Genomic DNA, 13,018 nt, shown 5'->3' on the forward strand with positions numbered 1-13,018 from the left:
ACTTACGCGAGCCGAGCGCCGCGTGACGAGCGGGTGTCGCGGCCGGCATGCATGGCGAATCCATCTCTATTCCATCAACCTCTCAATACAGCCAGGGGTACATGATGCAAGCAACAGACGAAGCAATTAAAGGTACCGTAGTTGGGATCGAACACGGGGCTATCGAAGGTCATTCAATCGATTTTATTCCGGATAACGAAAGAACGGACCGGCTATCCAGGCAGGGACCGTTCTGGTTTCTGGGTAATTTCACGTTCTTCACCATGACCATCGGCTTTGTCGGTCCCAGCATTGGCCTGAGCGCGCTGTGGACGACGATAGCCGGTACGCTGGGCATCATGTTCGGCACCTTGTTCATGGCCTTTCACGGATCGCAGGGCCCTCATCTCGGCTTGCCGCAGATGATTCAGTCGAGAGCGCAGTTCGGCTATCGCGGGGTCATTGTCGTGTTGCTGGCGACGCTATTCGTGTTTGCGGGATTCAACATCGTCAACCTGGTGTTGATGATGCAGGGTCTCAATGCACTGTTCAACTGGGATCCAATCAAGGTGGCGTTGGCCGTCACGGTGCCGGCTTCGATTCTGGCCATTTTTGGCCACGACTGGATGCACCGCAGTTTCAAATGGGCGTTGTATCTGTCGCTTCCGTTGTACGGTCTGGTAACGGTAGCCGTCCTGATGCACTGGGTGCATGACGTGCCGCTCGCCGCTGTCGCACCGGGCGCGGCGCCGACGCCGCCACTGGGCTTCAACTGGACCGCGTTCATAGCGCAATTCGCAGCCGCCGCCAGCTACAACATCGCTTACGCACCCTATGTGTCCGACTATTCTCGCTACCTGCCGAAAAACACGCCGAGCGGCAAGCTGATCGCGGCGGTGTTCCTTGGCGCATCGCTGTCGGGCGCGTGGATGATCGCGATTGGCGGCTGGCTCGCGGACCATCTGCATGCAACCGATGTGCTGGTCGCGTTGAATCAGGTGGGTAGCGATCTGGCGCCGGGCATGGGCAGCGTGGTGGTTGGCGTCACGATCCTGGCGTTTCTGCCGGTGATCGCGATGAACATCTACAGCGCCAAATTGACGGCTATCACGGCAGTTGATTCGTTCCGCAAAATCCAGCCGACGCCCAGGACTCGCATTCTGGCGATCCTCTTCGTGGTGATCCTTCAACTCGGCGTGGCGCTGAGCATCTATACCTCGGGCAAGGGTCTCTCCGTGCTGAATATTTACCTTGTCGTCATGCTGTATTTTCTGGTGCCCTGGACTGCGGTCAACCTGACGGATTACTTTTTCGTCCGCAAGGGACGCTATGCGATTCCGCACTTTTTCATGCCTCACAACAACCTGTACGGCACATGGGGCGCGCGCGGTTTGCTGGCGTACGCGATCGGTTTTGTCGCGATGATTCCATTCTTTTGCGTTCTCGACGGCTCAAATGAAGTGTATGTCGGCCCGCTTGCCCGCGCGATGGGCAGCGTCGATCTGGCCTGGCTGGTCGGGCTGCTCGTCTCGGGGATCGCGTATTACGTGCTGTCGCGCTCGCTCGATCTGAAGTACGAGGCATCGGTCATCGCCCAGATCGAGAAGACCTCACCGCAATACACCACCGGCGACAAGAATCGCTACTGATCCACCGACGAGCCCGTCGAGATTTTAGGAAGCAGGCAAATATCATGATTACCGAGCAATTCGATTACATCATTGTGGGCGCCGGATCGGCCGGATGTGTATTGGCCAACCGGCTCACCGAGGACCCGGCAGTCCGTGTTCTGGTGCTGGAATACGGCGGCAGCGATCGCAGCGTCATCATTCAGATGCCGAGCGCGTTTTCGATGCCGATGAATACGAAAAAGTACAACTGGAAGTATCAGACCGCCCCCGAGGCCCATCTGAACGGCCGCCAACTGCACTGTCCGCGCGGCAAGGTGCTGGGAGGCTCGTCGTCGATCAACGGTCTCGTCTATATTCGCGGCCATGCGTGCGACTTCGACGAATGGGAGGAACTCGGCGCGCGAGGCTGGGGGTATCGCAACTGTTTGCCCTATTTCCGCCGCGCGGAGAGCTACAAGTTCGGCGGCGACGCGTACCGGGGCGGGGAGGGGCCGCTCAGCACCAACAACGGCAATAACATGGCGAATCCGCTGTACGGTGCATGGATCGAGGCGGGTGCGGAGGCGGGATACATCAAGACGGAGGACTGCAATGGCCATATGCAGGAAGGCTTCGGCGCGATGCACATGACCGTCAAGGACGGCGTGCGCTGGTCTACCGCCAACGCCTATTTGCGCCCGGCAATGAAGCGGCCCAATCTGACCGTAGTCACGAATGCGATGACACGTCACGTGATTCTCGAAGGCAAGCGCGCTGTCGGGGTTGCGTACGATCAAGGCGGGGTCACGCATACCGTGCGATGCCGTGCGGAAGTATTGATCGCCTCGGGTCCGATCGGCTCGCCGCACTTGCTGCAACGCTCCGGCATCGGACCTGCCGACGTGCTGCGCAAGGCGGGGATCGAGGTCAGGCATGACCTCCCGGGCGTGGGCGAGAACCTGCAGGATCACGCGGAGATCTATATCCAGTACGCGTGCAAGGAACCCGTCACGCTCAACGCAAAAATGGACCCGTTCAGCAAATTCATGATCGGGCTGCGCTGGCTCCTGTTCAAGGATGGCCTCGGCGCCAGCAACCATTTCGAGGCGGGTGGATTCATCCGCTCGGAAGCGGGATTGCGGTGGCCGGATATTCAGTTCCATTTCTTGCCCGCGGCCATGCGCTATGACGGCGACAAGCCGTTCAAAGGCCACGGGTTCATGGTGCTGACCGGACCGAACAAGCCGAAGAGCCGAGGCTACGTGCGAGCGACGTCGGCCGATCCCTATACGCACCCGGAAATCCGCTTCAACTACCTGGATCGCGAAGAGGACCGGGAAGGATTCCGACGCTGCGTTCGGTTGACGAGAGAAATCATCGGTCAGCCGGCCATGGACCGTTTCCGCGATGTCGAACTCGCGCCCGGACCGGACGTGCAAACGGATGAACAGATCGACGCCTTCGTCAGGGCGAACCTGGAAAGCACGATGCATCCGTGCGGTTCGTGTCGCATGGGGGAAGACGATATGGCTGTGGTCGATTCCGAATTGCGGGTTCGCGGCATTGAGGGTTTACGCGTGATCGATTCGTCGGTATTTCCGACCGAACCCAACGGCAATCTGAACGCGCCGACGATCATGCTCGCCGAACGTGCGTCCGACCTGGTCCGGTCGGTGTCCATGCTGCCCTCGTCCGACGTTGACGTGGGCCTGGCCGAGGGATGGGAGACACGGCAACGCACCCATGCGCCAACGCGAGATTTGCACGTCGAATAGGGGAGTGGCCGGCGTGTGGGCGGGGAAATAACTTCCTCAGCAGCCCGTCAGTTTGAATCGTTGGCGCGCTGGGATTCGCTCATCACCCCTCTGATTAGCAGGATAGGTTGGGCACGGCGTTTCCGGTAGCATCCCTTCCTGCATACGGGCTTGACTGTCTCGTCGGTGGTGTTGAAAGTGCGAACGTTGGGCCAAAATAAGCTGAAAGCTAGAAGCCTGAGAGACCCCAATGAGAGCCCGGAAAACGTGTGCAAAACCGGCGGGCTCTGCGCAGGAAAACTACTCGACAATGCTGACCCGCATGGTTAGTGGGTACTGCCGCTCGGGGGCGGCAGTACCCACGCGGGAATAGCCGCGCCTACCTGTCGCCCAGTTGGGCGATTCCATTGGAAAGATTCTTGAGCCACAGGCTCATCAAGCCTGCCCGTCCTCGCACGCCGTATTTTCGAAAAATCCCGGTGATATAGGAATGGGTGGTCGAGGCGGCGAGGCCAAGTTGCTCGGCGATCTGTTTCTCAGTCGCCTCGGTCAGCAACAGTTCAAGAACCTTGCGTTCATACGGCGCAAGGACGGATAACAGTGCCGAGGGCGCGGCCTCCCGGCGGCGGAGCTCGGTCACGTCGCGGGCTACACCGACGCGCAGGCGCTCGTGCTCCAGCCAGCGTGCCGACCACGTGACATAGACGTCGTCCCCATTTTTGTGGCGATAACGATTCTCAAAGCCGACCCGCTTGCGGCCGGCCAATACTTCTTTCGCTTCCTTGCGCGTGGCGTCCTGATCGGCTGGAACCACGAAGTCGATAATGAACTGATCGACGAACTCGCCCGGTTTATAACCAAATATATCCTCGCACGCAGGGCCGGCATGGCGTATACGTCCGTGCTCGTTCACGAGGAAGATTGCGTCGGGCGAATAATCCGCGGCAGTGATGACAAGGTCTGAGATGAGTTCGCTTTTCATGGCCGTGTACGGGCTTGGGTGCTGCCGGATCGCGCCTGCGAGACCACCCTCGAGCGATGCTTGAGAGATGGCCGCAGGCCGCGTTGGGGAAACAGCGTATCGCGATACAAATTGATGGTCAATTTTACTGGTCGGGTAGGTGGGCGCACTGGTCAGCGTGGATCATATGGCCCCGGGGTGACACGATCCAGGGTATAGGACGATTCGCATTTAAGCGAATTCTTCATTCTTCGATTGCAATGCAAGCCTAACGTGAAAAGGGCGCGCGGTTTAGCCCGCTGGAAAGCGAAGTCAGGCAAAATTCAACTGCCAATGCCGGTCAGTGACACCAGTCACCATCCCATTTCACGATCTCGAGGTAATGAATGACTACCCAGCAACCTACGATCATTTACACCCTGACCGACGAAGCGCCGCTGCTGGCGACGAGTGCCTTCCTGCCCATCGTCCGCACGTTCACCGCGTCGGCCGGAATTCACGTCGCCGCGAGCGACATTTCAGTGGCCGGGCGCATCCTGGGCGAATTTCCGGAGTTTCTGACCGAGGCGCAACGGGTGCCCGATAACCTGGCCGAACTGGGTCGTCTGACCTTGCTGCCCGATACCAACATCATCAAATTGCCCAATATCAGCGCCTCGGTGCATCAGCTGGTCGGTGCGATCAAGGAGTTGCAGGGGAAGGGCTACCACGTGCCGGATTTCCCTGAGGAACCGAAGACCGAAGCCGAGAAGGCTATTCGTCAGCGTTACTCCAGGTGCCTCGGTAGTGCCGTCAATCCTGTGCTGCGCGAGGGCAACTCGGACCGCCGCGCGCCTGGCGCCGTGAAGAACTACGCTCGTAAGCACCCTCACAGCATGGGCGAGTGGAGCATGGCTTCGCGCACCCACGTGGCCCACATGAAGCACGGCGACTTTTACCATGGCGAAAAGTCCATGACTTTGGACCGCGCCCGCGACGTGAGGATGGAACTGCTTACCCGGAACGGCGAGACGATCGTACTCAAGCCGAAGGTCTCATTGCTGGACGGCGAGATCATCGACAGCATGTATATGAGCAAGAAAGCGCTCTGCGACTTTTACGAAGAGCAGATGGAAGATGCCCGTAAGACCGATGTCATGCTGTCGCTGCATGTGAAGGCCACGATGATGAAGGTCTCGCATCCGATCGTATTCGGTCACGCCGTGAAGATCTTCTACAAAGATGCCTTTGAGAAGCACGGCAAACTGTTCGACGAACTGGGCGTGAACGTCAACAATGGCCTCGTGAACCTCTACGACAAGCTGGAGAGCCTGCCTACTTCCAAGCGCGAAGAAATCATCCGCGATCTGCACGCGTGCCACGAGCACCGGCCCGAACTGGCGATGGTGGATTCGGCCAAGGGGATCTCGAACCTGCACGCCCCCAACGACGTGATCGTGGATGCATCGATGCCGGCCATGATCCGCATTGGCGGCAAAATGTGGGGCGCCGACGGCCGTCCGAAGGACACCAAGGCGGTGATTCCGGAAAGCACGTTCGCGCGTATCTATCAGGAGATCATCAACTTCTGCAAGACCAACGGTAACTTCGATCCGGTCACAATGGGCACGGTCCCCAACGTCGGACTGATGGCCCAGCAGGCTGAGGAATACGGCTCGCACGACAAGACGTTTGAAGTACCCGAAGCGGGCGAGGCCCGCATTGTCGATATCGCCACAGGCGAAGTGTTGCTCGTGCAGAACGTGGAAGAAGGCGACATCTGGCGCATGTGCCAGGTCAAGGACGCGCCGATCCGCGACTGGGTCAAGCTGGCGGTCACCCGCGCCCGCAACTCCGGCATGCCGGCCATCTTCTGGCTGGACCCGTACCGCCCACACGAGGCCGAGGTCATCAAGAAGGTCGAGACTTATCTCAAGGACCACGACACGACCGGTTTGGACATTCAGATCATGTCGCAGGTGCGAGCCATGCGTTATACGCTGGAGCGCGTCATTCGCGGGCTGGACACCATCTCGGTCACAGGCAATATCCTGCGCGACTACCTGACCGATCTGTTTCCCATCATGGAGTTGGGCACCAGCGCGAAGATGCTCTCCATCGTGCCGTTGATGGCCGGCGGCGGCATGTACGAAACCGGGGCGGGCGGCTCGGCGCCCAAGCACGTCAAGCAGCTGGTGGAAGAAAACCATCTGCGCTGGGATTCGCTGGGTGAATTCCTGGCGCTGGCGGTGTCACTGGAGGACCTGGGCATCAAGACCGGCAATGCCAAGGCCAAAATACTGGCCAAGACGCTGGATGATGCCACTGGCAAGCTGCTCGAATACAACAAGAACCCTTCACCCAAGACGGGACAACTGGACAACCGCGGCAGTCAGTTTTATCTCGCCATGTACTGGGCGCAAGGGCTGGCCGCGCAAACCGAAGACGCTGCTCTTGCCGCGCATTTTGCGCCGTTGGCGAAGCAACTCACTGAGAACGAGCAGGCTATCGTCGCCGAATTTTCGGCCGTGCAAGGCCAGCCGGTGGACATCGGCGGTTACTACATGCCCGACACGGAAAAGCTGGATGCCGTGATGCGTCCGAGCAAGATTCTGAACGCGGCGCTGTTGGCGACACAGGCTTAAGAAAATCGGGCTGCCCTGTCAATCAGGGCAGCCCATGCTCTGTTGCTCGTTGACCGCCATCTTTCTGGTCCCGGTACCACGTTAGGCGACAACGAACGGATCCGGAGAATAGGCCAACTCCGCATGCGTGAAGACTGTCCTCTCAGGAAAACATCGAACGCGTGTAAGACAGCAGGCGGGGCACGATTTCCTCTTCCAGACGCGCTACCGTCCAGTCCCGCTTCGGCGCGGATACCACCATCGCGCCGAGCACCTGACCGTCAGCTTCGACGATCGGCGCGGCGACGTTGACTTCGAACATGATCGATTGCTGGTCGGTGAACGCATAGCCCTTTTCGCGTGCGGCGACGATGGCTTGCTGCAGGGTGTTTCTGTCGGTAATCGTGAACGGCGTGATCGGCTTGGGCGCGCTGTTCGCGAGGACGGTATCGAGCCGGTCATCGTCCAGCGTCGAAAGAATCGCGAGGCCGCCCGACGTACTGAGTGCGGGCAGCCGTCGGCCGACGAACGCCGTGTGGTAGTCGGCGTGCGGATGGCTTTGTACGTGCAGCAAGTGAACGATGTCGTTGTCCGCCAGTATGCAAAACGAACAGCGTAGCCCGCAGTGGTCACGCAGTTGCACCAGACGTGGCCAGATCGTCTTGATGATGCGGTTGCTCATCTGGAAGTTGAACAGCATGTCGAGCGTCTTCACGGTCAGCCGGAAGGTCTTGTGCCGCGCATCCTTCTCGACGTAGCCACACGCCATCAGCGTCTCGACGATGCGTTGGACCGTCGCGACAGGGAGTCCGGTCAAGCGGTGCAGGGCAGTCAGCGTAGGCACCGAGTTGGCGGGCGTGAACGCTTCGAGCACCCGGAAGCCGCGCGCGACCGACGCGATGAACAACGGATCGTCTTCGTCTTCCTCAGGGGCCGTCAAGGCGTCCTTGCCCTCGGCCGGGCGCGATACCGCGCGCGACCACGTCTGGATCCTCAGATTGGAGAGAGCGCGCGCGGTGGCCAGCACGGGCTGCACAACCTGGCTGACCAGATCGTCCTCGCTTACTTCGCCAAGCCATCCGGATACCGATACGGCGGCTAGACACTCGCCATCCGCGTCGAGCACGGCGGCGCTGATCGTCGTTTCGTCATTGACCGTGCTGCCGGCTTCGAGGACATACCCTCGCGCGGCAGCATCCGCCAGCGCGCGTTCGCAGGCGGCCTGCTCGCCGGGCGCCTGGACCGCATCGGAAGCTTCCGCCAATTCCGCGATGCGCCCAGCCAGGACCTCGGCAGGCAGGCGCGACAGCATCGCGCGTCCGGGGGCGCAGGCGAGCGCGGGCAAGCGTTCGCCGATCGGCGCCATGGCGCGCGAATGAGCGGCGGACGGCACCCGCGCGATGTTGACGATATCCGCGCCCTGCATCACCCACAGGTCCGCGCGCAGATGCGTGCGTGCGCTCAGATCGACCAGCTCGGGCATGGCCAGATCGATCAGGTGATTCGTGCTGATGAAGGTGTGCGCGATACACGCGCTCCGGTACGTCAGCGACAGCGCCAACGACACCTCATCGCGATGCAGGTACCCGCAGCGCACAAGGGTATGCGTGACGCGTTGCGCGCTGCTGCGGTTCATGCCCGTCAGCGCGGCGATTTCGGCAATGCGCAGATCAGGCGCAGCAGGGCCAAACGCCTCTAACACCGCCAGCGCTTTGTCGAGCGCCGCGATCCGAGAACGATGGTCTTCACTCATTAGGGGTTCCTCTAGGGACGGCAAAAAGTCATTGACATCGACTTTTGGTCGGCCAATGATTGCGTCAATCGAATAACAGTAAAGATAATCGCATTGCGGTAAAACGTCAAGTGTTCACGGCAAAATCAAGGAGCAACACAGTGTCGACGTCTATCAACAGGGTCAACGAACCGCCCGCGCGGCAAACCGCGCGGACCATTGGCGCTTCTCCGTCCGGCAGTCAGGCCGGTAGCCATGCCGGCAGCCATGCCGGTAGCCACGCGACGCCGGTTGCCGGCGCGGCAAGCGCGTCCAATCTGCATGGCACGCCCATTATCGACGTGCGCGCCGCTCACAAGATCTATCCGGGCGACGCGTCCGGGGTTGCCCACGCATTGAAGGGCGTGTCGGTGTCGATCAACGACAACGAGTTCTTCACGCTGCTGGGGCCGTCCGGTTGTGGCAAGACAACGCTGTTGCGCCTGCTGGCCGGGTTCGAGCAACCTTCGTCGGGCGAAATTTTGCTGGCCGGCGAGCCTGTTCATGCGTTGCCGCCGTATCGCCGCCCGATCAATACGGTGTTCCAGCACTACGCGCTGTTTCCGAACATGACGGTGGCGCAGAACATCGCGTTCGGCTTGCGCATGCTCAAGCGCAGTCCGGCCGAGGTCAAGCAGCGCGTTGCGGCCATGCTGGCGCTCGTCAAGATGGAAAAATTCGCCGACCGGCGCGCCAACCAGCTTTCGGGCGGGCAACAGCAACGCATCGCGCTGGCCCGGGCGCTTGCGCCGCAGCCGCGCGTGCTGCTGCTCGACGAACCGCTGTCCGCGCTCGACCTGAAGTTGCGCCAGGCAATGCGCCTCGAACTCAAGAGCTTGCAGGAGAAGACCGGCATCACGTTTGTCTTCGTCACGCACGATCAGGAAGAGGCGCTGGCGATGAGCGATCGCATTGCCGTGATGTCGGATGGCCTCGTTCAACAGATTGGCACACCTGAAGATATCTATGACCGGCCCGCTACCCGTTTCGTGGCGGACTTCATCGGCGAAAACAACATGCTGGCCGGCCGTATCGCGGAACAGGGCGCGGGTTTCGTGCGGGTCGCGGTGCCGGAGGTCGGCGATTTCATGGCGGATCAGCAGGACGGTTACGCAGTGGGCGATGCGGTCACCGTGGCGGTCCGGCCCGAGCGGCTTTCGTTTGCCACGGGATCGGTATCGGTGGGTCCGCGGATCAAAGGCGAGATTGCCGCGACGGTTTATCTCGGCACCGACACGGCCTGTCACGTGCGGCTCGGCAACGGGCAGCGCATCGTGGTTCGCGATATGAGCGCCGGCCGTGCCGCTCATCGTCCGCAAATCGGCCAGCCGGTCTGGCTCGATGTCGCCGTGAATGCCGTCAACCTGCTGAGGGACTGAGATGCTGCAGCCAGACCTTCCCCAATCGATCCCGTTGCGCGCCGAACCCGGCCCGCTGGAGCGCCGTGAACGGCGTTTGCAACTCGCCAGCTTGTTGCCGGCACCGCTGATCATCGCGCTGTTTCTCGTCGCGCCGCTGCTGCTTGTGGTCGCTTATTCGTTCATGGAGGCGAATGGCTACGGCGGCGTGCTGCACAAGTTCAGCCTCGACGCGTACGTGCAGTTGCTGTTCGAGCGCAATCTCGACGATAGCCTGACCTTCACCGACGCGTATCTGATGATCGCCTTGCGTTCGATATCGGTAGCCGGCATGACGACGCTGATCACCATGCTGGTCGGCTTTCCGGTCGCGGTGTATATCGCGTTGCAGCCCGCTGCCCGGCGTAACCGGCTGATCCTGTGGATCACCATCCCGTTCTGGACCAACCTGCTGGTGCGCACCTATGCGTGGATCCTGCTGCTGCGCGATACGGGCGTAGTCAACGGCGTGCTGCAGGCGCTCGGGATCATCCACCATCCGATAACCATGCTCTACACCGATGGCGCGGTGTTGGTGGGCCTGGTCTATACGTACGCGCCGTTCATGGTGCTGCCGATCTACTCGAGCGTCGAGAAGATGGATATTCGCCTGATCGAGGCCGCGCACGACCTGTACGCGTCGAAAGCCCAGGCGCTGCTGCGCGTCGTGTTGCCGGCGGCGGCGCCGGGCATCGTCGCGGGCTGCATGCTGACGTTCATTCCCTGCCTCGGCGCGATGATCGCCCCCGAACTGCTAGGCGGCGGCAAGAAGCTGATGCTCGGCAATCTCATCTACCGGCAGTTCACCGAGGCGCGCGACTGGCCGTTCGGCTCGGTGTTCGCCGTTGTGCTGCTGATCGCTATCGCCACCGCTGCCGCGCTGATTACGCTGATCCGATCCAGTCTTTCCGCATCCCGTGCACGGAGGCCGCAATGAGTTTCCTTCGACGGCCAGCCGTATTCAGCGCCAATCATTTCCGCGGCTTCGGCGCGATTACCGGGGCGTTTTACCTGTACCTGTATGCACCGATCGTCGCGCTCGTGGTCCTGTCGTTCAACGGCAGCTCGTCGGCCACAGTCTGGAAGTCGTTCAGCCTGCAATGGTATGCGGTGGTGTTCCAGAATGCGGCGTTGCGCGATGCGGCCCAGAACAGCCTCGTGATCGCGCTGACAGCGGCGTCACTCTCGACGGTGCTCGCGACGATGGCCGCGCTCGCCATCGCGCGCCGGCAGCGCACGCGCACCACCGCGATGTCCGAGCGGCTCATCATGCTGCCGCTGGTCCTGCCTGAGATCGTGGTCGGCGTGGCGACATTGGGATTCTTTAGCGCGATCGGACTCTCGCTCGGCGCGGGCAACCTGATTATCGCGCACACGGTGTTCTGCATTCCGTTTGCGTACCTGCCGATCCGCGCGCGTCTTCAAGGGATGGACACCCGGCTCGAACAGGCTGCGATGGATCTCTATGCACGCGAATGGGCCACGTTGCGCTATGTGACGCTGCCGCTGTTGATGCCGGGCATCGTGTCGGGCCTGATGCTCGCCTTCGTGGTCTCGCTCGATAACTTCATCATTTCAGTGCTCGTCGCGCAGGCCGGTTCAACGACCTTGCCGATCTTTATTTTCAGTCTGATGCGCATGGGTGTCACACCCGACGTCAACGCTGCATCGACCATCATTCTCGCGGTTTCGGTGGCATTGGTCGTGGCCGCTCACATGATCGGCAAGGGCGGCCGCAAGCATTCGTAGTCCATATCAACACGTTAAATATCAAAACATCACACCCAACGGAGAGGTCATGAAGAAATTCCTGAGCACCACCGGCGTCGTTCTCGCCTGCGTTGCGCCGGCCATGGTTGCCCATGCTGCGGGTACCCTGAACCTGTACACCTGGTCCGGCTATGTCGCGCCGGACCTGATTGCCCAGTTCCAGCAGCAGACCGGCATCAAGGTCAACATTGACAACTACGATTCCGCGGAGACCCTGCTTGCCAAGCTCAAGCAGGGCGGGGCAGGGTACGACATCGCCGTGAGCGGTCAGGAGATGGTTCCGGTGCTGGTGCGCGAAGGTCTGATCCAGAAGATCGATGCAACCAGCATTCCGGGCTACAACAATATCGACGCGCGCTTTCGCAAACCCCAATGGGATCCAAGCGGCGACTATTCGGTTCCCTATGTATGGGGCACGATGAACTTCGCGGTCGACACGGGTGCGTACAACGGCGACATCAATAGCTGGAAGGTGCTGTTCGATCCGCCGGCGCAGTTGCGCGGGAAGCTCAATATGTTTGATTCCGCCAATGATGCCATCGCGCTGGCGGCGCTCTATGTCGGTGTGCCGTTCTGCAGCGAAGATCCGAAGCAGATGCAGAAAGTGCTGGACGTGCTCAAGCAGCAGAAGCCGTTCGTGAAGACATACAGTTCGAAGGCCGGAGCGATCAGGGAATCGATGGTTTCCGGTGAAATTGCCATGTCAGCGATCTGGAGCGGCACGGCGCAGCGCGCGACCGATCTCAGGCGTTCGATCCGCTATGCGTACCCCAAGGAAGGCTCGGTCGCCTGGGTTGACAATGTGGTCGTGCCAAAGGGGGCACCTGATCTCGAGAACGCGAAAAAATTCATCGCGTTTCTGCTGACACCGAAGGCAGCGGCCATGAATACCAATTTCCTGAAATACCAGAACGCGATCGATGGCTCGGATGCGTACGTGGCCAACGACGTGAAGGGTGCGCCGGCAATGAGTCCGCCTGCCGGCACAAAACTGGTCTTTGAGCAGCAAGCCTGTTCGGTGGCGGCGATCCGCTTGCACGACCGGGTCTGGACGGACCTCCTCAAGTAAGACATCGGGCTTTTACAACAACACGGCATGGCGTTGGCTGCGCGCGCGTTATCGCGTTATCGCGTTATCCGCATTTCCGCGTTATCGCGCGCTGCTCGCAAACA

General features: G+C 60.6%; 9 protein-coding genes. 7 read left to right on the top strand and 2 right to left on the bottom strand.

The features are described from left to right. The first annotated feature begins 101 nt into the window (after positions 1-101). Positions 102-1,628 (top strand): purine-cytosine permease family protein, encoded by a 1,527-nt coding sequence (locus KHO23_RS07130; protein WP_211610305.1) that lies wholly within the window; start codon positions 102-104, stop codon positions 1,626-1,628. Between the two features lie 44 nt (positions 1,629-1,672). Next, entirely contained in the window at positions 1,673-3,364 is a 1,692-nt protein-coding gene (gene betA, locus KHO23_RS07135; protein ID WP_211610306.1) for a choline dehydrogenase, read from the top strand. 358 nt (positions 3,365-3,722) lie between these two features. Here betA and KHO23_RS07140 read toward each other — a convergent pair whose 3' ends face one another. Then, positions 3,723-4,325, bottom strand: a complete 603-nt coding sequence (locus tag KHO23_RS07140) for a PAS domain S-box protein (protein WP_211610307.1) — start codon at positions 4,323-4,325, stop codon at positions 3,723-3,725. A gap of 365 nt (positions 4,326-4,690) precedes the next feature. Between KHO23_RS07140 and KHO23_RS07145 the strand changes: the two genes are divergently transcribed. Next, on the top strand, positions 4,691-6,928 hold the full coding sequence (locus KHO23_RS07145; protein ID WP_211610308.1) for an NADP-dependent isocitrate dehydrogenase: 2,238 nt from the start codon (positions 4,691-4,693) through the stop codon (positions 6,926-6,928). A 142-nt stretch (positions 6,929-7,070) separates the two neighbouring features. Here KHO23_RS07145 and KHO23_RS07150 read toward each other — a convergent pair whose 3' ends face one another. Then, positions 7,071-8,660, bottom strand: a complete 1,590-nt coding sequence (locus tag KHO23_RS07150) for an IclR family transcriptional regulator (RefSeq protein WP_211610309.1) — start codon at positions 8,658-8,660, stop codon at positions 7,071-7,073. A gap of 140 nt (positions 8,661-8,800) precedes the next feature. Between KHO23_RS07150 and KHO23_RS07155 the strand changes: the two genes are divergently transcribed. From KHO23_RS07155 to KHO23_RS07170, 4 genes are read left to right on the top strand one after another with little or no spacing between them, the layout of a single operon-like run. Further along, positions 8,801-10,057, top strand: coding sequence for an ABC transporter ATP-binding protein (locus KHO23_RS07155; protein ID WP_211610310.1), 1,257 nt, complete (start codon positions 8,801-8,803; stop codon positions 10,055-10,057). A 1-nt stretch (position 10,058) separates the two neighbouring features. Continuing rightward, entirely contained in the window at positions 10,059-11,012 is a 954-nt protein-coding gene (locus KHO23_RS07160) for an ABC transporter permease (protein WP_211610311.1), read from the top strand. After that, complete coding sequence (locus tag KHO23_RS07165; protein ID WP_211610312.1) at positions 11,009-11,824, top strand: ABC transporter permease; 816 nt, start codon at positions 11,009-11,011, stop codon at positions 11,822-11,824. The genes KHO23_RS07160 and KHO23_RS07165 overlap by 4 nt, the downstream gene beginning before the upstream one ends. Positions 11,825-11,873: 49 nt before the next feature. Beyond that, positions 11,874-12,914: an extracellular solute-binding protein gene (locus KHO23_RS07170; protein WP_211610313.1), complete on the top strand. Its 1,041-nt coding sequence runs from the start codon at positions 11,874-11,876 to the stop codon at positions 12,912-12,914. The last annotated feature ends 104 nt before the right edge of the window (positions 12,915-13,018 follow it).

Source organism: Paraburkholderia haematera, from assembly GCF_905220975.1.
Lineage (GTDB): Bacteria > Pseudomonadota > Gammaproteobacteria > Burkholderiales > Burkholderiaceae > Paraburkholderia > Paraburkholderia haematera.

Bases quoted from the DNA above. Each gene is read 5' to 3' on its own strand.
- KHO23_RS07150 (WP_211610309.1), bottom strand. From the start codon at position 8,660: ATGAGTGAAGACCATCGTTCTCGGATCGCGGCGCTCGACAAAGCGCTG.
- KHO23_RS07145 (WP_211610308.1), top strand. From the start codon at position 4,691: ATGACTACCCAGCAACCTACGATCATTTACACCCTGACCGACGAAGCG.
- KHO23_RS07160 (WP_211610311.1), top strand. From the start codon at position 10,059: ATGCTGCAGCCAGACCTTCCCCAATCGATCCCGTTGCGCGCCGAACCC.
- KHO23_RS07165 (WP_211610312.1), top strand. From the start codon at position 11,009: ATGAGTTTCCTTCGACGGCCAGCCGTATTCAGCGCCAATCATTTCCGC.
- KHO23_RS07140 (WP_211610307.1), bottom strand. From the start codon at position 4,325: ATGAAAAGCGAACTCATCTCAGACCTTGTCATCACTGCCGCGGATTAT.
- betA (WP_211610306.1), top strand. From the start codon at position 1,673: ATGATTACCGAGCAATTCGATTACATCATTGTGGGCGCCGGATCGGCC.
- KHO23_RS07130 (WP_211610305.1), top strand. From the start codon at position 102: ATGATGCAAGCAACAGACGAAGCAATTAAAGGTACCGTAGTTGGGATC.
- KHO23_RS07170 (WP_211610313.1), top strand. From the start codon at position 11,874: ATGAAGAAATTCCTGAGCACCACCGGCGTCGTTCTCGCCTGCGTTGCG.